19 protein-coding genes are annotated in these 21368 nt (G+C 36.0%); all 19 read right to left on the reverse strand.

What is annotated here, in order from left to right:
* Positions 1–70: 70 nt before the first annotated feature.
* Positions 71–469 (reverse strand): DUF983 domain-containing protein, encoded by a 399-nt coding sequence (locus ACUN24_RS01280; RefSeq protein WP_121283982.1) that lies wholly within the window; start codon positions 467–469, stop codon positions 71–73.
* A gap of 4 nt (positions 470–473) precedes the next feature.
* On the reverse strand, positions 474–746 hold the full coding sequence (locus ACUN24_RS01285; RefSeq protein ID WP_445560905.1) for a hypothetical protein: 273 nt from the start codon (positions 744–746) through the stop codon (positions 474–476).
* Positions 747–910: 164 nt separating this feature from the next.
* Positions 911–2179, reverse strand: coding sequence for a DUF4302 domain-containing protein (locus tag ACUN24_RS01290; RefSeq protein ID WP_445560906.1), 1269 nt, complete (start codon positions 2177–2179; stop codon positions 911–913).
* Positions 2180–2209: 30 nt separating this feature from the next.
* The gene (locus ACUN24_RS01295; RefSeq protein ID WP_445560907.1) at positions 2210–3478 is read right to left on the reverse strand and encodes a DUF4302 domain-containing protein; all 1269 of its coding nucleotides are present in this window, start codon (positions 3476–3478) and stop codon (positions 2210–2212) included.
* Between the two features lie 21 nt (positions 3479–3499).
* The gene (locus ACUN24_RS01300; RefSeq protein WP_445560908.1) at positions 3500–4357 is read right to left on the reverse strand and encodes a zinc-binding metallopeptidase; all 858 of its coding nucleotides are present in this window, start codon (positions 4355–4357) and stop codon (positions 3500–3502) included.
* A gap of 23 nt (positions 4358–4380) precedes the next feature.
* The gene (locus ACUN24_RS01305) at positions 4381–5862 is read right to left on the reverse strand and encodes a RagB/SusD family nutrient uptake outer membrane protein (RefSeq protein ID WP_445560909.1); all 1482 of its coding nucleotides are present in this window, start codon (positions 5860–5862) and stop codon (positions 4381–4383) included.
* A 14-nt stretch (positions 5863–5876) separates the two neighbouring features.
* The gene (locus tag ACUN24_RS01310; RefSeq protein WP_445560910.1) at positions 5877–9473 is read right to left on the reverse strand and encodes a SusC/RagA family TonB-linked outer membrane protein; all 3597 of its coding nucleotides are present in this window, start codon (positions 9471–9473) and stop codon (positions 5877–5879) included.
* A gap of 350 nt (positions 9474–9823) precedes the next feature.
* Positions 9824–10981: a FecR family protein gene (locus ACUN24_RS01315; protein ID WP_445560911.1), complete on the reverse strand. Its 1158-nt coding sequence runs from the start codon at positions 10979–10981 to the stop codon at positions 9824–9826.
* A gap of 62 nt (positions 10982–11043) precedes the next feature.
* On the reverse strand, positions 11044–11643 hold the full coding sequence (locus ACUN24_RS01320; RefSeq protein ID WP_445560912.1) for an RNA polymerase sigma-70 factor: 600 nt from the start codon (positions 11641–11643) through the stop codon (positions 11044–11046).
* 182 nt (positions 11644–11825) lie between these two features.
* A complete protein-coding gene (locus ACUN24_RS01325) occupies positions 11826–12368 on the reverse strand; it encodes a DUF420 domain-containing protein (RefSeq protein ID WP_445560913.1) in 543 nt (180 codons plus the stop codon).
* 72 nt (positions 12369–12440) lie between these two features.
* Entirely contained in the window at positions 12441–13136 is a 696-nt protein-coding gene (locus ACUN24_RS01330; protein ID WP_445560914.1) for an SCO family protein, read from the reverse strand.
* A complete protein-coding gene (locus ACUN24_RS01335) occupies positions 13136–13489 on the reverse strand; it encodes a cytochrome C oxidase subunit IV family protein (protein WP_445560915.1) in 354 nt (117 codons plus the stop codon). Before ACUN24_RS01335 ends, ACUN24_RS01330 begins: the two co-directional genes overlap by 1 nt.
* 23 nt (positions 13490–13512) lie before the next feature.
* The gene (locus tag ACUN24_RS01340) at positions 13513–14220 is read right to left on the reverse strand and encodes a cytochrome c oxidase subunit 3 (protein ID WP_445560916.1); all 708 of its coding nucleotides are present in this window, start codon (positions 14218–14220) and stop codon (positions 13513–13515) included.
* A gap of 31 nt (positions 14221–14251) precedes the next feature.
* Positions 14252–14818: a cytochrome c oxidase subunit 3 gene (locus ACUN24_RS01345; protein WP_445560917.1), complete on the reverse strand. Its 567-nt coding sequence runs from the start codon at positions 14816–14818 to the stop codon at positions 14252–14254.
* A gap of 15 nt (positions 14819–14833) precedes the next feature.
* A complete protein-coding gene (gene cyoE / locus ACUN24_RS01350) occupies positions 14834–15742 on the reverse strand; it encodes a heme o synthase (RefSeq protein WP_445560918.1) in 909 nt (302 codons plus the stop codon).
* A 12-nt stretch (positions 15743–15754) separates the two neighbouring features.
* The gene (locus ACUN24_RS01355; protein ID WP_445560919.1) at positions 15755–16813 is read right to left on the reverse strand and encodes a COX15/CtaA family protein; all 1059 of its coding nucleotides are present in this window, start codon (positions 16811–16813) and stop codon (positions 15755–15757) included.
* Between the two features lie 82 nt (positions 16814–16895).
* Complete coding sequence (locus tag ACUN24_RS01360; RefSeq protein WP_445560920.1) at positions 16896–18776, reverse strand: cytochrome c oxidase subunit I; 1881 nt, start codon at positions 18774–18776, stop codon at positions 16896–16898.
* 23 nt (positions 18777–18799) lie between these two features.
* Complete coding sequence (locus tag ACUN24_RS01365; RefSeq protein ID WP_445560921.1) at positions 18800–20032, reverse strand: cytochrome c oxidase subunit II; 1233 nt, start codon at positions 20030–20032, stop codon at positions 18800–18802.
* Positions 20033–20101: 69 nt separating this feature from the next.
* Positions 20102–21355 (reverse strand): quinol:cytochrome C oxidoreductase, encoded by a 1254-nt coding sequence (locus tag ACUN24_RS01370; RefSeq protein WP_445560922.1) that lies wholly within the window; start codon positions 21353–21355, stop codon positions 20102–20104.
* Positions 21356–21368: the final 13 nt, after the last annotated feature.

Genomic DNA, 21368 nt, shown 5'->3' on the forward strand with positions numbered 1-21368 from the left:
CTGCCATCAAATAGTTTCAGCAGTCAACCTTTACCTATTGACTTCCGACTCCCGACCTCTGGCTCCCGACTTACTTATCGTAATATGGCTTATACTTAATGTTAGGCGATAAAACGTGGAGCAGTATAATTCTCGAATATCGATAGTTAAACGGATACAGAATAAAACAACCTGCAAAAATAACAATCAGATAAGGCCAGAAAGTCTCATCAGTAAGCGGACCAAAAACTAAATAGGTTAGAAAACTCGCGAAAAGCATTTCGATTACATTCATGGCATAACTAACGTACATCGCTGCATAAAAATAACCAGGTTCAATTTCTATACGTTGCGCACAATGCCCGCAAATTTCTTTGGTATGCTGAATGTTCCAGCCATACATACTGCCTGTAAAAATAGCTCCCCTGCGGCAATGCGGACATTTACAATGTACAATGGCATAAAGTTTTGAAGTAGTTTGCTCAGACATACTTTTAATTTAAATTAAAAGGTTCCTTTTTCATATTCAGGTGAATATTTCTTTTGCGGTATTTTTTATACCAGACTACACCAACAATAACAGCCATTAAATAGGGAATAGATAAAAGATACAATACGCCTGTATTTAAGCCTGCAGTTTGTGTATTCCCGTTTTTAACACCCTGCTCGGCATTAATGGTACACATCGAACATTGGGCATTAACATTGGGGCTTACCGCAAAGGTAAATACCAAAACAAACAGGATAAAAATTGCTTTCTTCTTCATCGTTTACAAATATAGGAATAAACGGATGGAGCGGTTTAAAAATTATGTCATAAAAAAAACCTCACTTTTTAGGGTGAGGTTTTATGAGATACAGTTAATTTATTCAATATTATTCGGCAATGATTTATCTGTTTTTACGTCAAGAAAGATACATTTTCCAATTATTAATAATGCCAACTTACCCATGCTTTAGCATCAGCTACGTTAACCATATCGTAAGTAATGGTTTCGGTAGTTCCAGCATTAGTTTGAATCAAATAATAGCCTTGCGATTGATTGATTTGTGCAAGATATTTTGCATAAACAGCCGCTGCCGCTGCAGGCACAGTACCAAATTGAGAACCACTGTTAGGAAAAATGATTTTACCATCAGTAGTAAAAGTTGGAATTACAGCGGGTCCATAATTTGTTGTAGCTACAATTCGAGCGTTATCATACGCACCACTGGCAGCTGGATAGTAGTCAATTCTTTTATATCCAGTTAAAGACCTTAAGCCTAATGCATCATCTACACCATTAATATGAAATCCTAATTCAGCCGACACATAAGTACTGGCTTTTGCCCATGCCCACCAATTTTTAGCAGCATTTATATCATAATACAGCGGGGCAGCTACACCAGAAATTGTAGCGGCTAAAGTACCGCTTTTGGCAGCAGCAGTGCCACTTGCTAAATCAATAGTAATTCCATCTAAACCAGTAATAATATTTGTACCATCACTAAATGCTGTTTTAAGCACAATGCCATTATTTGTAGCTCCGTAATAGGTATTAAATTGCTTATACACTGTACCACTTAGATAATTTAGCGTTAATATTTTAGTGGTGGGATTGATAATAAAATCGTATGATTTAGCCCCGATTGTTAAACGCTTAAAATATTGCACAAAAGATTTAAAACTAGCGATGCTTGTTACGGATTGCGTCATTTTACCAGCCAAATAATCAGTTGCATCAGTTTTGCTTGATTTAATTAGGGTTAGTTTACTACCTAATAAATCACCCACAAAACGTAGCGTATCACCTTTAGCAGATTTATAGGTATATGTACTATCAATTCCTCCCAAGGTTTTCGCCAATACCGCAAATGATGATGTAGAGCCTAAACTTAGTGTTGGGTTTGTTTGTCTTATGCTTAAACTATATTTAGTATCTGATGCTGCAGTAGCATTTGCTGTAGAGTTATCAAGTAAATATTTAGCTGTTGATGTACCATCAAAACTAATGTAACCTGCGTAATATTTGCCTGTAGAAGGCTCGATGGTCATTCTAAAACCATCCGTTCCAGCTGCAATCTGCTTTTTTAAATCATCAAGACTTACTGAAGGATCTGCAAATGACTTTTCAATATCGTATTTTGCCAATCCATCTTTTTTACAAGCTGAAAAAGCAATTACAATTAATAATAATATATATAATAGATTATTTTTCATTGTTGTTTATTTTAATTTCCAATTTAAAAATTAATAGAACCTGATCCAGTTTTTGCTATCTGTAACACTAACCAAATCATAGCTATTTGTACCAGTTTCAAAAGCGTAATACCCTCCTACTTCAGCGAGTTGATTATAAACTCTATTTACAATTGTAACATTGGCGGTTCCAGGATTTGTGCCTTGATTGCCATAAGGAGATTTCACAAATATCATTTTTCCGCTTGGATCTAAACGAGTGTTAAAAATTGGGCCGTATCTAGTTGCACCACCATTGTAGTAAAACCACAAAACATCAAAGGGATCAGAATAAAAGTTAGCGATAAACTGCATACCAATGTAACCGGGTATAGCCGTAACATTATGTGCATTTTTAACACCAGCAATTGTAAATCCATAGTCACTTGTAAAATTGTACTTTGTAATATACATCTTCGTTGGAGCATACGTATCAAATGTAAGTGGTGATGGTACGTTGTTTATTGATGTTACCGTTGTACCTGTTGTTACAGATACGCTGCTTATTCCAGTGTTTATATTAAAATCATGAAACTCACTAATGTTCACATTCTCATCTATAAACGGATGTCTAAAAATTATTCCTGTGGATGCTACTGCATATTCAGTAGTGAATCTTTGAAACCCATTTTTTAGATAATAAAAACTAACTGTATGCTGGTCTGCATTGATGGTAATATTATACTCTTTACCTCCCAAAGTAATTTTGTTATAATAATAAGGGAAATTGGCAATCTCAGCAACATAAGTATTATTTGTATAAGCCTTAGAAATATAATCGTCACCTTGATCAGCCTTTGCCCTTATCAAAATCAAATCACTTTTATTTAAATTTCCTTTTAGCTTAATGGTATCTGCACTTGCAGATAGTATTGAAAATTCGAAATCTGATAGAAATCCCGTTCCAGAGCCACCACCCAAAACATTAGGATCGGGATCGGCCAACATATGTAAATAACTATATGTATCAAAATACAAACTTGGCACCTGAGTTCCTTTTAAGCGATAAGAACTCTCTTTTGGAGTAGCCGCTTTGGTAGCATCAAGATCCGAATAGGTAATTACCCTGTTTTTATTGTCGAACTTAAATTTAAAGGTATACCCTCCTCCCCCTTGCGGAAAAAGATATCCAATCCACCCATTTTGCGCTCCTTGCAGCTGTGTTTGATATGCTGTTAATGCTTCTGTTAATCTTTCGTCTGGCCTTTGATCGGGTTCATTCGATTTTTTACAGGCCGCAAAAATAAAAATTAGCAAGCCAAAAAATAATATTTTTTTCATATTAAATATTTAATAAATGATTTAATTAGTTACCAGTGCGATACCATTTTTAACTTCAGTTTGCAACGCTCTAAAATCTATGCTATAAGCTGATCGATAATACTCCACAATCATCGCTTCTTTTGTTCTCAAAATTAATGCAGCTGTACCTGGATTAGCAGTAACCAAAGCATCAAAAGCTGTTTGGCCTTCTACCAATAAATATGCAATGGTTTCAACCCAGTCTTCATCAACCGCAGCCTTAGCATATGGAGTAACAAGCCCTTGTGCATTAGCATCAGCAGCATCGGTATTAAACCAACTAGCAGTGTACCATTGAGGATTAAGCTGTTTAAATTCGCGTGGGTATAAAATATTTTGATGAAGAATGTGGGCAAATTCATGATGTATGGTGTGCAGCATACGCTTAACCTCAGCAACATTTTTCCTATCATAAGTATTAATTACAAACAATGTAATTTTCTTACCTCCCTCAGCTTCACCGAGCGTTATAGTTCCATCTGAATTATAAGATGCACTACCGTACATTACATATTCTTTTGGGGAATACCTTCTTAAAAAATCATCGCCACTAACCTTTTTATAAGGAGCTATCCAAATTTTTTGAACTGCATCTAAGGCGGGGATTACATTATCCTCATTTACAGGGGTAATGTTTTTGTTATAAGATGTTTCATAAGGATCCCATTTATACTTTACCTGAATATTATAAGGGTCAGTAAAGTTAAGCTTGATATAACTATCAATGTTCCCCTTAACCCATGTATCACCTCCAAGGCCAACAATTGGTGTTTCTGGAAGAGTCTCTTTTTTACAGCTGGAGAATGTTAAACATATTCCAACCAGAGCTATATAAAATATTGAAAATTTAATTTTCATGTCTTAATAATTTAAATGATAAATTAACGCGGATTTCTTTCCAGGCCAGCTAATTCTGCCTCTGCAGGAATTTGAAGAACTCTTCTTGGATCGTTTGGACCTAATGTATATGTTGATTTCAAATCTGCGGTGGCATGAACAACAGGGAGGTTATAGCGGAGTATATCAAACCAACGCTGCCCTTCGAACATAAAATCGATCCGTTTAAAATCCAAAATTGTTTTTACAATTCCTTCCTGAATACTGAATGGTTTATAATAACTATTAATCTTCGCCTCCGTAATGGCATGTGTAGTGGCACTATAAACAGGATTTGCATCGCTAATGATTAATCGCTTACTTCCATAATCGTTAAGATCTTTTAATGCAGCCGCAGTATTACCTAAATAAGCATTAGCTTCTGCACGATTAAACAAAACCTCTTCAGCAGAAAATAAAGGGATCATATTATATGGGTCTCCAATATTTCCATTTTGACTAGTTAGCACAAAATGCTCAGGAAATTTGGGAATATTTAACGATAAATCTCTACCGTACAGTTGATAGGCCCAAGTACCGCCTGCAACATTGGCACCCCAAATGGTTTTATATACCAGGTTAAAGGTTAAAGAATAGCGATAAGATGGATAACTTCTACCCCATACCGAGTTTGCCTCTGCTAATAAAATATTAGCTGGATTACTTGCTGCAGTATAATAAGCTTGTCTTGTTGCATATTCCATAGAACGGCTATTTGATGCGACATAATCCCTTAAATTAGGCAATATGTTACCTCCAGCAAAAACCAGGTTTGCGTGTTCAATTACCTTCGCGTAATCCTTTTTGAAAAGAAAGAATCTAGCTGCAAATGCATGCGCAGCAGAGGTAGTAAAATGATATTTAGGAATCTTATATCCACTGTCTTTTATTAATGGCAAGCCTTGATTGAGGTCATTTTCAATTTGCTGATAAACATAAGCTACTGTTTTTCGCTCATACTTCTTAAAAACAATATCTTCAGGTTCAGTAACATATGGAATCCCTGGATCGGTTGCAGCTGTATTTACATCGTAAACTTTAGAAAATAATGTTACTAGCATAAAATGGCTATATGCGCGTGCAACTAAAGCTTCTCCTTTTTGCATACTATACTCATTTGGATTCGGTGCCAAGTTAATTGCCTTTAAGGCTTGGTTTGTTGCAGCGATTGCTTTGTAACATGCATTCCAATATGAATCTGGAGAATCAATATCTCTGCTTTGTACATCATCAAATCTCCATGGATCACGATTTACAGCATCACCTCCTCCAGCCGCGAGTCCTTTATCATCGGCATTATCACTCAATGCTTCGCAAAATGTAATATAGTTGGCATGAGGGTAAGCAGTAACCAACAATTCGGAAACTTTAGAGGGAGAATCAAGCGTTGCCCTTAAATCTGGTGCTTGTTCAAGATACTTTTTACAACCAGCAATTGATAAAGAGCCTAAAGCGATTAATGATATATATAAAATTTTATTTTTCATGTTTTTAAGATTAATTACAATCCAACTTTTAACGATAGTGTAAATTGCTTAGGGATAGGTAATGCCACACCGCCGCTTGTAAAAAATTCAGGATCTTGTCCATTCAATTTTTTATCAGCATATACTAACCATAAATTATTGGCAACTATATTTAACGATGCTGTTTTAAAACCTAACTTGTTTATCTGTGCTTTAGGCAAAATATAACCAAATGAAACAGATTTTAAACGAATAAATCCGCCATCAGCAACTCTATCTGAAGAATAGTTATATGCATTATATGGATATGTTCCATCTAAATTTGAAATGGTTCTCGGATCTGCTATTGAAGGTCTGCCAGTGTCGTTTGCAAATAAAAATCTATTTAAAAATTCATTTGGCATAGCATCCAGATCAGAATAGCTGTTTTTATATATTGGATTTAATCTTACTTTATTTCCTGCACTGAAGGTTAATAACATAGACAATGTAAAATTCTTATAATTGAAGTTGTTATAAAAACCTCCGTTAAACAATGGATCAACAGGCCCTTCATATTTAAGATACTTCGTAACCTCACTCTGTAAATAGACATTACTGCTCACTTCACCCTTTTCGTTAATGAAGGTTGGTACGCCTGTTTCAGCATCTAATTTTTGAAAATCAATAGAAAACAAGCCTCTAGAAGGATATCCTTGAAGAGGGCCTCCATCGGCTCCAACCAAGTTCCAAATAGTCGGCTCACTTCTCAAATTGGTAATCTTACCTTTATTGTATCCGAATGTAACCTGCGATTTCCATCCCCAATCTTTTTCTCTGAAAACATCGCCAGCAACCGAACCTTCAATACCTCTTGTTACCATATCAGCATAGTTGGCTATTTTAATAACCTCACCACCAATTCCTGAAGTTCTGATCGGGCCAATTAAATCAAACCCATCACGCTTGTAAGCATCAAGGGTAACGTTTAATCTATTTTTGAAAAATGATACATCTAATCCAATATTTGCTTCATACTGTTTCTCCCAGGTTAATTCAGAGTTTTCAAGATAATTGATCGATAAACTTGATTCAATTTCAGACAAACGTGGGCGTAAGGTACTACCGCTTCTTAAAACTAAACTAGAGTTGGTAGCACTCCCTAAACTTGCTGTTAAACCATATGTACCACGAATCGTTAATTTACTTATGGCATTCTGATTTTTCATAAAATTTTCTTCATCAACATTCCATGAACCACTCACATTCCAGGTTGGTAACCATCTTGCTTTTGGCGACTCGCCCATTTTATTGGATCCATCATATCTTAAAGTACCATTTAACTGGTATTTATTGTTATAGGAGTAAGATCCTGTGGAGGCGAATGCAACGTAACGATCAAACCATTGATCCATTGAATAGTAATTAAAGTTTCCTTCAACAGATTGTTTAATTGCATTAGGGTCGATAAACGGAACGCCTCCCTTATCATATTGATACCCGTAACCTGTAAATTGAGCATTGCGTCTATCAATGTAACGCATTTCTTGCGATGCAAATAATCGAACGATATGTTTTTCGTTGAATGTTTTGTTCCAGTCTAAACTATTTCTAATAAAGTAACTCTTTAAATAGTCATCATTAGTTAAGTATAATCCTCCATAAGGCAATACAGAAACCGGATATCCATCTGGATCTGTTGGATCGGTATATAAAAATCTATTTGCTAATCTAATTGTAGTATTTTCTGGAAAAACTCCTGCCCGGTAAGCCTGAGCCATATTTGACGATTCACGTATTTTATGTTCCTGTCCCGTTTTCACATAACGATAAGCACCAGTAAAATCGTAGTTTAAGTTCTTCAATATTTTGTACTTAACCTCGCCCTGAACTTTAAAGTCAATCATCGAAAGCTCCAATGTATTGTTCTTCAACTCATTGATGATGTTAAATGGAGCATAATTCATTGTGAAATACTCTAAATTACCATTTTGATCATACGGTGTTAAAGTACGGCTGGTATTGAGTGCATAACTAAATGGATTTAAATCAAAATCTCTTGAATATTCTCCAGTAACCGGATTACTTGTACGTCCCAAAGTACCTGGAGCATTCTGATCGCGTATCGAGCCAGTGGTAATTAGCCCAAAACTAAGCTTATCGTTAATTTTCCAGTTACCTCGAACGTTTCCTGTAAATCTCTTCACCTTATCACCAATTGTCCATCCATTATCCTGTAAATAACTGGTAGAGTAATACATTTGAGATTTTTCAGTTCCTGTTGAAACACTTAAAGAGTGCTCTTGCATAAACGAATTTTTAAATAATGTATCAAACCAGTCAGTATTTGCATAAGCATAACGGTTTAAAAAGGCAGCTCTTGCCTCTGGTGAATTTATAACCCCAGGAGTAGTTGAACCATTTGCGTAATCTAAGCTTTGGTAAAGTTTTTTATAAACACCACCATTTGGCCTGTTTACTACATCACTATAGTTTAACCAGCCTTTTCTATCCATCTCAGCATAAACTGACATTTGATCATAAGAGTTCATAATGTCAAAATTGTTATAAGATGGCTTTAAATAACTTGAAAAATTACCAGTGTAGGAAATTAAGGGCGATCCATCACCTATTTTACCTTTTTTTGTAGTAATTAAAATTACACCATTCATCGCTCTTGCTCCATACAATGATGTTGCAGAAGCATCTTTTAAGATCTGAAAACTCTCAATATCATCAGAATTCAATCCAGCAACTGAAGAGCCTAATAATGTACTTGGATCACCAGTTGAGAGTTGCTCGTTTGATATATTTACAACATCTTCTAAAATTACACCATCAATAACCCATAATGGTTTATTATCACCTGTAATTGAAGTTGCTCCACGAACGCGGATTTTAGGTGCAGCACCAAATGTACCAGATACATTTTGTACTGATACTCCGGCAACGCGACCTTCAAGCATACGGCTTACATCTGCAATACCATCACGTTTAGCATCGGCGCCATTCAGTGAAACGGCTGATCCAGTGAACAACTTTTTACTAATATTCTGATAACCAGTAGAAACGACATCAACTGTTTTTAAGTCGTTGACATCTTCTTTTAAGCTTACGTTAATTCTTGTACGGTTATTTACTATTTGTTCAATAGTATTATAACCTACGTAGCTATAAACTAAAGTTCCGGTATCGCTTACCCTAATAGTATATTCACCGTTGGCATTTGTTGTTGTAGAATTGCTTGTACCCTTTTCGCGTACACTTACACCAGGTATTGCACTTCCGGTATTATCTGATACCCTACCCTTAACCTCTATAACAGCAAAGTAATTGACAATTTTATCGAAAATCGTTTTTTCTTTAGGTTTAATTAAAATTGTTCTGTCTTCAATTGTATAGATTAGTTCTCTATCAGAAACAATCTTATTCATCACCTCTTCAATTGTAGAATTACTGAAATCTACATTCAATGTAGTTGAGGTTTTAATTTTATTGGTCGATAAAAGAACGTCATAACCAGATTGTTTTCTGATCTCTTTAAAAACCTTTTCTAAGGTTACATTTTTTTCTTTAAATGTAACCAGCTGGCCAAATGAAGCTGCGCTTACCTGCATTAAAGAGACAAGCAGTATGACCGTAACTAACTTCATAATCAATAGCAATTTAGGTATGTAGCGTCGGTGCGTACATAAAATTTCAATATAAATTTTGTACATTTAATAGTCTGTTTTTTTTTTTGCGAAGCGCAATGAAGTTTGGACGCCAAAAAGCGTTTCGCGGGTTATCCAAGAAATAATTGATTTTTAATCGATTCCGGTTACGGAATAGCTAAACAGATAATAAAGGGGTGTTGCAAGCACTCCTTTTTTTATTCATTTATCTTCGAATCGTCAGGAGGTTTGTTGAGGTCTATTCATAGTTTGCAGGGTTTAGGTTAAGGTTGATTAAGTTGTTTTATTTTTTAGAGATAAAGGTTAGTTATGTCTTCATCTGTTATCATTTATTCTTTGTGAACAATTAATTTATTGCCCTTAATATCAAAATGCACTTCTCCTGTTTGTTCAAACTTGGTCAGCACTTTTGATATTTTTTCGAAACGGCTTACCGTTCCGTAATACATTACATCTTTTGCAGCAGGATCTGCATATTCTATTTCTACATTATACCAGCGGGCAACTTTACGTAAAATGCTCTCCTGCCTTTCGTTATTAAACATAAAATAGCCTTTTTTCCACGCTATTGCTTCTTCAACATCCACTTCTTTTATGGCAATACCCGAAACAGATACCAGGGATTGTTCTCCGGGCTTAAGTATTTCGCTGTCATTGGTGCTTTTATGAGAAACACGAACACTTCCTTCCAATAAAGTAGTTTTAGTTACCTTTTCATCTTTATAGCTGTTAATGTTAAAGTGTGTTCCCAATACCTCAACAGCTTGTTTGTCGGTTTCTACAATAAAAGGATGTGCTGCATTTTTGGCGACTTCAAAATAAGCTTCACCATCCAATTTAACTACACGCTGTTTTGCGGTTCCAATGTTTAATGCGTATTGAATTGAAGAAGCTGCATTTAGCCAAACTGTAGAACCATCAGGTAGCTGGATTTGCCACTCGCCGCCGTTTGGGGTCGAAATAGTGTTTAATCTGGTATCATTTACATTTTCGGTTCCGGCAACATTATACACCAATTGACCATCGGCAGTTTTAGTGATAGAGAAACCAGCTTCTTTGGCTATATCGCCTTTCATCGCGTCTGAAAGCGAAATTTTCTTTCCGTCAGCCAGGGTAAGAATAGCTTTATTTTTTCCAGGCGCTACATCAGTAGCAAAAACATGCTCTTTCTTTTTCTGTAGAGAGAGATAAGCCGTTAAAGAAAATGCAATAAAAACAACAGCAGCGGCAGCCCATTTTAAACTATTCATTAAAATTCGCTTAGGCGACCGGGTTGGCTTGTCTATCGTCAGAATTTTATTGAGAACAGGATTCCATTTTTCCTCAACAACATGAACTGCATGCGCTTCTTCTGCGATAATCATTTTCACGATTTCGTCAGAAAGTAGTGATGTGCTGTTTTCGGCCAAAACTAAAAGTTCTTCCTTTTCAGACTGACTTAAGGTCTTAGCTGTAAACTGTTGTAATAGATAATGTATACGTTCCATAAAGATTCTGATACTAAGAAGCAGCAAAAGAAAATTAGGACTATCGGGATATTAATTTTTTTCTATTTTATTCTCAAAAAGAAAAAAACAATTGGAAAAAAGAACACAATTCCGTGCTGATCAAGGTGTATACGTATGGATTTTAAGGCAATCACAAGGGCGTTTTTAACTGTATTCGGAGAAATATTAAGTATTTCTGCGATTTCAGGTATAGTTTTACCATCTCGCCTACTCAATTGATATATATTTCTCCGCTGATCAGGTAATTTATCTACCGCTATAGCAATAATCTTCGTTACCTCATTTAAATTAATAGTTTCTACAGTATTATTATGACTATTTTGTTGTTTAGCAGTAAATGCATCAACAACCTTATCTTCTTTTAATTTTTTACGCAGGTAGCTTAAACATTCGTTAGAAACATATTTATATAGATAGGCCTTCACATTATCTACTTCTGCTAATTTATCGCGATTTAGCCAGACTCTTAAAAATGCATCCTGAATAATTTCTTCGGCAGCATCATCAGACTTGGTGAACTTAGTAGCAAAAATGTGGAGTACAGGAAGATATTTAAAGAATAAAACAGAAAAGGCCTGCTCATCTCCCTCTACGATTTTTTCTATAAGCTTACGTTCATCTTCTATCCTTCCTTGCGCCATAAATTAGTCGATTGGTATATTCATATACAAAGTATATGAATCCCTTTGTGTGATATAATATACATAAAAGTGAAAAAAAAATTGGGTTAAAGCAAATATCTTGTGCAAGCAAAATTCCTATAACCAAAAAAACCTTACGTTTTTAAGTAAGGCTTTTCAAATTTATAATCTTAAATATATCTCTAGTATTGATAATATGGCGAAATCATCAAATAAACCACCACACCTGTTATAGCAACATACAGCCATAACGGAAATGTTATCCGTGCAATTTTTCTGTGACGATCAAAACGCTCGGCTAAAGCCCTCACATAGGTAACCAAAACCAAGGGAATAATTGCAATTGACAATAAGATATGTGTTAATAAAATAAAGAAGTAAGCATATTTTATTGCACCATCCCCCCCAAACTTAGTAGAGGGCGTAGTCATATGGTATGCGATATACATCACCAAAAACAATAAAGAGCAGCCTATTGCTGTTTTCATTAAATTCTGGTGCAATTGTATCTTTCCATTTTTTATTGCCCAAACGGCAATTACCAAGAGTATGGCTGTAATCCCATTTATGGAAGCGTATATTGGTGGCAAAAAAGGCAGGGTTGGTGCATCAATACCAAGATCCTTTAACTTTACCACAAATAAAAAAGCTACAGCTACAGGTATAAGTATAGAAAGAATAATGATCCACTTATTATATTTTTTCTCAATCGGGCTATTTTCCATGAGTTTTTAAATCTCTTTTATATTAAATTACTTTGTATCGATTACTGCCTCCAAATATTAACCGCTAGGCAACTACCTACCATCTTTAACGTTCCTTAAATACTCCGCAATAAGTACTTTTATCTCATCTTCTAACTTAGCGTTCGCTCCTGCATCGTCTGCATCATAAATACCCCTTATACGGTGTAAATTATCAATCAGCACTATCTTATTGCTAAATATAAAGCTGTTCTTTCCATTGGACTCATTTGCTACTACATCAAGCAACAGGCCTTGCCTGATCAATAGATAGGTTTGTGCAGTATCTCCAGCTAAAAAATCCCACTTGCCTTCTTTTGCTTTAAAATTAGCTGCAAAATCTTTGATTAAACCTGTATCAGCTGGATCAACAGATAGGCTTACAAATTTAACCAGGGGCTTCTGTTCATAGCCATCAGATAGTTGTTTGATGTATTTACTTGCCTGCTGTTTCTTCGCTCCGGCATGAAATAAGTTTAATACTACAATCTTGTTCTCAAATGATTTCCAGCTAACCGTGTCGCTATGCTGGTTTACGAGTTTAAAATCAGGAACCAGGTGGTAAATGGTATCGGGAATCTTCTTGCCCTTTACACTATGAAAAGTTGTGGCAACAACCTTTTCACCAAAGATTGGTAAACTCTTATACCTGTTTTTTGCGAAGTGGGGCAATAAGTAAAAAAACAAAAATCCCGGTATAGCTAAAATGCTTACCAGGATTATTACCTTTTTTATAGGGTTTCTTTTCATTAATGGTTCATCATGTGGATGTTTAAAAACCCACCTTCTATCAACATTAAAACAATAAAGTAAATAATGAAAATAAATGATACTGTTAAGGCTAACTGTAAGCCTAATTTCTCATATTTTAAGTGCATAAAGTAAGCAACAATATAAAAAGCCTTTACAAGGGTTAAAGCAATATAAATATAGTTACCGACATGTTGAGGAATATGATGGCCAGGGATTGCCCATAGTGCTATGATAAACTCAATTGCAGTAATTAAAGTTAAAATACCGGCTACCTTCCAGATTTTGGCTTTATCCAATCCTGCATGTTCTCCATGCTCGTGTCCTTCTGTTGTATGTGAGTGATCTGACATATTAAATATTTTATATAATGAAATTAAACCAAATAGAAGAATGTAAATACAAACACCCAAACTAAATCTACGAAGTGCCAGTATAAACCAACTTTTTCTACCATTAAATAATGTCCTCTTTTTTCGAAAGTTCCATTAATCGTCATGATTAAAATAATCACATTGATCATTACCCCACTAAATACGTGGAAACCGTGGAAACCTGTAATGGTAAAGAATAAGTTTGCAAATTGTTGCGCAGCAACCAAAGAAACTGGCCCATCAAATAAATGTTTTAACTCTTCAGCAGATGGAATTGTACCCCACCAGAAACCCTCATGGTGTAAATGGGTCCACTCTAATGCCTGACAGCCTAAGAACATAAATCCTAAAACAATTGTAGGAATTAACCACGCAATTACTTCTTTTTTAGAACGACGATGTCCGGCCTCAACAGCCATAACCATGGTTACAGAACTAAGAATTAATATAAAAGTCATGATCCCTACAAAAACTAACGGCGCACCGCTTTCTTTTAATCCAGGAATTGATTGGAAAACCAAATCTGGATCAGGCCATGTTAATTTAGAAAAACGCTGAGCGCCGTAGTAGATCAATAATGATGAAAAAGTAAAAGCATCTGATAATAGGAAAAACCACATCATGATTTTACCATATTCTACCGACCACGGAGAACGACCACCATTCCATGGCCCGGTTTTAACTTGATCTAATTGTGATACTGCATTCATTTGGAAATAGTATAATAGTTTGTTAACAAATTTAACGGTTCAAAAGTAAAAAAACATACAGATATATCCATAATATATCTATAAAATGCCAAAAAATAGAAGCAATTTCCATTCTATACTGGACTTTCGCAATAGGAAGGTGCTTATAGCTACCTGCTAAAGCATTAATAATAAGGCCAACACCGCCAATAATGTGTAATAAGTGCATGCCAGATACCACATATATAAATGATATTGCAGCATTGTTTCCAACCAGGGTAGCTCCGGTCCTCACCATACTTCCCCAGGCATTAAACTGCATCACGCCAAAAGCAACGGCCAATATTACCGTAATCCAAAGCATGTTGCGCTGTAAGCTAAAATTAAGTTTTTTTAACGCTCTCGAAGCCAAAACTAAAGTGATGCTGCTGGCAATAATAACTAAACTAGAGTAAATAAAGGCATCGGGCAACACCAAACCGTGTCCTTTTCCTTTTGAAGCGGCGAATACCAGATAATAACTGGTAAAGCCTCCAAACATAATTGTTGACGATACGACAAATAACCAAACAATAAATTTCCTTGGTTTAGGGTCAAACGTATCCTGCATCTTTTCCATTGTTAGCACCATAAATTATTTTGCTATAAAATTTAATAATAAGCCCAACTGCACAGCCGGGATGTAAAAAAACGAACAGAACATCACTTTCTTCGCGTCAATCAGTTCTCTGTTCATTAAAAGTTTAAAAGCCAGCCAGCTAAAAATAAGTCCTGCTATTAAAGATAAGCCAGCAATATAATAACCACCAAAACCATAAATGGTTGGCAATAAACTTACCGGGATTAAAATCAAGGTGCTTAAAAAAGTAAGCAGTGCCGATGTTTTATCTCTTTTCTTGGTTGGCAATAGCCTAAAACCAGCTTTTTTGTAATCATCATCCAGCACCCAGGCAATGGCCCAGAAGTGTGGAAACTGCCATACAAACTGGATTAGAAATAAGATAACAGCAATGTAATAATCAATTTCGTGGAACATCTCTGCCTTTAAACTACCAAAAGCAGCTAAATAACCAATAAGCGGTGGCAATGCGCCTGGAATTGCTCCTACAAAAACAGCAATAGGCGATTTTCTCTTTAATGGTGTATAGGCAAAAGCGTATAGCAAAATTGAAAATACAGATAACAAACCTGTTTCAAGATTTAAATGCCCCAATAACCAGGTACCTAAAAAAGCCATAAACACACCTAAAATCAGTCCTTGGCCTGTCGTCATTCTACCCGCAGGCATAGGACGATCTTTGGTTCTTGACATTAATTTATCCAGGTCTTTTTCAATAATTTCGTTAAAACAGTTTGCAGCCGCAGTAACCAAAAATCCGCCGGCTATTAAAATTAACCAGTTACCCCAATTGATAGTAGGAATAAGGTGTCTCCCAACCTGCATTTTCTGCCCGATCAAAAAAGAGATAGACGCCGAAAACACTACCGTAAACGATAGTCTGAATTTGATAAGTTTAGAAAAATCTGAAAGATATTGCTTCAATTTTCTTAAATATTATTGTTTATATGTACTTGTTCTGTAAACCAATAAGTACAGGTAAAACTGTAAACTAAACAACAGCGTAGAGAACAAAATATGTAATGCCTGCGCTACTGGAGGAAAAGCAATGTATGCTAAAGCTAAACCACTTAATAACTGAACTAAAAGCGTAATTAAAATAAACCTGGCTGTTAACAATGGGGCAGCTTTACCACTAAAACGATCAATAACCATTTTATATACCACACCATTGGTGATTATTACCAATATAGCCAAATCGCGGTGATAAGAAAAAACACTTCCTACCTTCGATATCCATAATGCTTTCCCACTATAAGCCAGAGACTTTGCAATTACATCAACAGCTTCCCTCACATCAGTACCCAAAACGATCTGGATAATACTGACTAACAGTGTAAAGAACAAAAACCCTTTCAGCCACATTATCCTATACATAATTACTGAAGGTGCTTTATTCAGCTGTTTCGCATAATTGTAGGTATATATAGATATCGCTAAAATAACCAGTGCTAAAAGCATGTGTACCGTTACTACCCATTGTGCCAGATTGGTTGATACTACAATGGAACCTAACCAAGCCTGATAACCTACTACAAAAATGTTAAGGATACTTAGCAAAATAATCCGTTTTGCTGCTTTACGGTAAGTAAAAGAATAAACGGCTGTTAAAAACAGGAATATTCCAGCTGCTACCCCAGCTAATCTGTTTAAGTACTCCGTCCAGGTTTTAGCCGGATTAAATTCTTCGGGTACAGTAATGCTCTGATCGTGCCTGATACTATCAGCTAAGGCTACTTTGCCCATACTTTCTAAATACTTGGCAAACTTTTCATTCTTTTTTAACCTGCCTGCAACATATTTTTCTTTATAGTTGGCTGGAAGCTGAGATACATCAGTTGGCGGAATGTAACGGTCGAAACATTTTGGCCAATCCGGACACCCCATGCCTGATCCGGTACTGCGAACAATACCGCCGGCAAGTATAACCAATAGCGTAACTATGATGGTTATAAGATTAATTCTAATGAAACGCTGTTCTGATCTGCTGACCATATATCTATTAAGATGAAAAGGGTATCCGGATAAGCAGAAACTTAATCAGATACCCCTTTTAAAATTGTTTTTTAAGCTTAAACTAGCCTTTGTTTTCTTCAACAGGATTAGCTAGTTCCCAATCTTGCTGTATTTTTTCTGCTTCTTGATTTCCTTCAAAATCGTGAGGTAAATTAGAGCTCATGGTTTGCGAGAAAGGAACAGTTTGAGGAATAAAGTCCGCATCATGTCCTGGTTTGCTATAATCATATGGCCATCTGTAAACAGTTGGGATTTCTCCTGGCCAGTTACCATGTAGATGTTCAACAGGTGCAGTCCATTCTAAAGTATTAGATTCCCATGGATTTTGAGGTGCAACTTTTCCTTTAAAGATTGAATAGAAGAAGTTAAACAAGAACGCTACCTGAGCAAGCGCGGCCATAATAGCTGCCCATGTTACAAATACGTTAACGGTTAACCATTTTTTCATAAATTCAAATTCGGTAAATGCATAGTAACGACGTGGTACACCATCTAACCCTAAGAAGTGAAGCGGGAAGAATACCAGGTAAGCCGCGATGAAAGTTAACCAGAAGTGTAAGTATCCTAATTTAGCGTTCATCATTTTACCGAACATTCTTGGGAACCAGTGATACACACCTGCAAGCATACCAAAGATTGCTGCAGATCCCATTACAAGGTGAAAGTGGGCAACAACAAAATAGGTATCGTGTAAGTTAATATCCAACGAAGCATTTCCTAAGAAAATACCGGTTAAACCACCAGATATAAAGAATGAAACTAAACCGATAGCAAATAACATTGCCGGAGTGAAACGGATATTACCACGCCATAATGTAGCCAAATAGTTGAATGTTTTTACTGCTGATGGTACCGCAATGATCAACGTGGTAATCATAAACACACCACCTAACAATGGGTTCATACCGGTTACAAACATGTGGTGACCCCAAACGATGAATGATAATACGGTAATACCAATTAAAGAGTAAACCATCGCATGGTAACCGAAGATCGGTTTACGTGAGTTTACAGAGATAACCTCAGATGAGATGCCCAATGCTGGCATAATTACAATATATACCTCAGGGTGACCTAAGAACCAGAATAAGTGTTGCCATAAAATTGGAGAACCACCTTCATTTGGTAAAATATCAGTACCCATTACGATATCTGATAAGTAGAAACTTGTACCAAAGCTACGGTCGAATACCATTAATACCACACCCGCTACAAGAACAGGGAATGATAAGATACCTAAAATAGCGGTTAAGAAAAAAGCCCAAATGGTTAATGGCATTTTCCAAAGGTCCATACCTTTAGTACGCATGTTTAGAATTGTACTTACGTAGTTAATACCCCCCATTAAAGATGATGCTACGAAAAGTACCATACTGATTAACCACAAAGTCATACCCATTCCTGAACCTGGCATTGCCTTGGCAACAACAGATAGCGGCGGATAAACCGTCCAACCACCCGATGCAGGACCTGTTTGGATAAAGAACGATGACATCATTACCACACAAGCAGTAAAGAAGAACCAGTATGAAAGCATGTTTAAGAATGGCGAGGCCATATCTCTTGCACCGATCTGAAGTGGAATAAGTAAATTACTAAAGGTACCACTTAAACCAGCAGTAAGTACAAAGAATACCATGATGGTACCGTGAATGGTTACCAAAGCAAGATAAAAATCGGCTTTGATACGGCCACCCTCTGCCCATTTACCTAAAAATGTTTCAAGGAAAGGGAAATTTTTATCTGGCCAAGCCAATTGAATACGGAATAAAATTGATAAGCCCATTGCTATTACCGCCATAATAATACCGGTAATCAAAAATTGCTTAGCAATCATTTTATGATCCATACTAAAGATGTACTTTGAAATCAAAGTCTCTTTATGATGCCCATGATCAGCGTGATCGTGATTGTGTTCGTCGTGTAATGCTATTGTTGACATAATTCGTTCGCTCCTGCTTAATATTATTTATTTAAAGCCATTTGGTTAGTTTTCGCAGCTGTTGAATCTTTAGCTGCTGAATCTGCTACTGATTTTACAGGCGCAGGTGCCACTGGCAAATTAAATTGTTTTCTTAAATCATCATTTAAGTATGTTTTCTGCTCAGCTATCCAAGTTTTATATTCGGCTTCAGAAACTACACGTACCACTTTCTGCATGTTGTAGTGACCGCCTCCACAAATTTTAGCACATAAGAAAAGGTAGTTAAAGTTAGGGTCGTTCGTTTCTTGCTGCATTTCTGCAGTAGTTTTTGTAGGCGTAAACTCAAATATACTTCTCATACCTGGTACGGTATTTAACTGTACTCTGAAGTGCGGCATATAAAAACTGTGAATTACATCTTTACTGGTTAAGATCAGTTTTACCGGTTTTCCAACAGGAAGCACCATCTCATCTGCCATCTCATCATCACGGGAGTTGATATCTTTAAAATCGATACCCAATGGATTGGTAGCTGTAGTTAACTTATAGTTTTTGTTACCAACTACACCATCTGCACCAGGATAACGGATAGACCATTTAAACTGCTCAGAAGTAACTTCAATTTGTAATGGCTTGTGGTTTGGATCTTCAACTTTGAAGAAAATAGATCTCCAGGTTAAGAAACCCATCAACACCAAAACGGTTAATACTAAAGCCGGAACGATTGTCCAGATTTTTTCGATTGTATTATTGTGTGGGTAGTAGTAAGCTTTTCTTTTAGCTGAGTATTTATAGATATAAGAAAATCCAAACAATAAAATGTGTGTAGCTACAAATACAATGGTGGTAATGATTAACGTTAAGTTAAACATTTCATCAATTTTCTTTCCATGCTCAGATGCTGCATCCGGAAGTAACATTGATCCATGCACTGTATATTCCCAATATACACCATATAAACCGATCACTAAAAACAGGGCAAATAAACTTGCGTGTACCCCGTTCCAGTTAATACCAACCGGTTTACCTTGTGCTTCGCGGCTTAACTCATACACTTTTATTGCTTTACCAATAATGGCAATGAATAAGCATACAGCAAGGAAAACCAGAATATAAAATATTACCGATTTATAAACCTCGCCCATATCAACCTTCGGTGCCGCGGCAGCACCTGCTGCTGCATCTTGCGCAAATACGCTAGTGTTTGCAAAAGCAGTAATCAATACTGCTAAAGCTGCGGTCGTTTTATTCGTTATAAACTTTCTTAAACTCATTTTCTTAAAAGTAGTACGCTGTACTGCTAATTATAATAATAATTAAATATTTGCTCTATCCTATCACCACTATAGTTGATGATGCAAACTTTCTTGTAATAATGGGTGATTCTTTGCAATTAACGGCTTTTTGCTTAACGATGTTAAAACCGTAAAGGTAAACAATCCTACGAAACCTATTGCAGTACCAATTTCAACAATACCAAAACCATTATGTCCTTCTTCTACTGCTCCTGGCATAATCATTTGGTAGTAATCTACCCAGTGACCTAACAATACCACGATAGAAACGAATAATAATTTTGCATCCGTCCTTTTGTTATCTCTATCCATTAATAATAATACCGGCGCTAAGAAATTCATGGCTAGGTTTAAGAAAAACCAGAATTTATAATATTCGAAACGTTTGTAGAAGTATATAGTCTCTTCAGGCATGTTTGCATAGTAGATCAATAAGAATTGAGCAAACCATACATAAGTCCAGAAGATAGAGAAACCAAAAATAAACTGACCTAAGTTGTGCAAGTGGCTATTGTTAACCCACTGCATATAACCAGCTCTTCTTAATAAGATAATGATAATGGCGATAGTAGCTAAACTGCTTACCCACATTGCTGCGAAGTTATACCAACCAAACATGGTTGAGAACCAGTGTGCTTCTAATGACATGATGGTATCGAAAGCAAAAATCGGTGTTGTAAAACCGTAAATTACCAGGAAGATACAAGCATTTTTAAAGCTCTTTCTGTAAGAATTTAAGCCACCAGTTAAATCTTCATTATATGAAAACTTAACAAACATCATTGCAAAAATACTGTAAACACCTAAAAACAATAATTGACGACCTAAAAAGAAAGGCTTATTTAAAAATACAGATTTACCAGCAATAATAGCATCATAATGTTCAGAACCTTTTTCTGCTAAACCCTGAGTTGCCCAGTGTTTATAAAGATAAGGTACGCTAACGCTATGTCCATGTTCTACAATTGTATGCTCCATGAATAAACCTGCAGATACGATAGCAATAAGTATGACTGCTGCAATTGGCAATGTTTTGGCCATTGCCTGTGGTACACGTAAAATTGATGCAGACCAACCTGCCTGAGCAACAAATTGAACAGCTAAGAAAAACATTCCCGACATACAAACGCATGCGAAGTAATATCCCATAAGCAACAGGTTGGCAAAAGTGCGCTCTTGAATGCCACTTAAGAAACCAAAAGCAACAGCTGCAACACCTAAAGCGATACCAACTATACTTAATGTTTTTACTTTACCTGTAAACTCAAACTGTTCACTAAAATTAATATTGTGAGTTCCCATTTATATTCTGCTT

This window comes from Pedobacter sp. WC2501 (genome assembly GCF_052682415.1).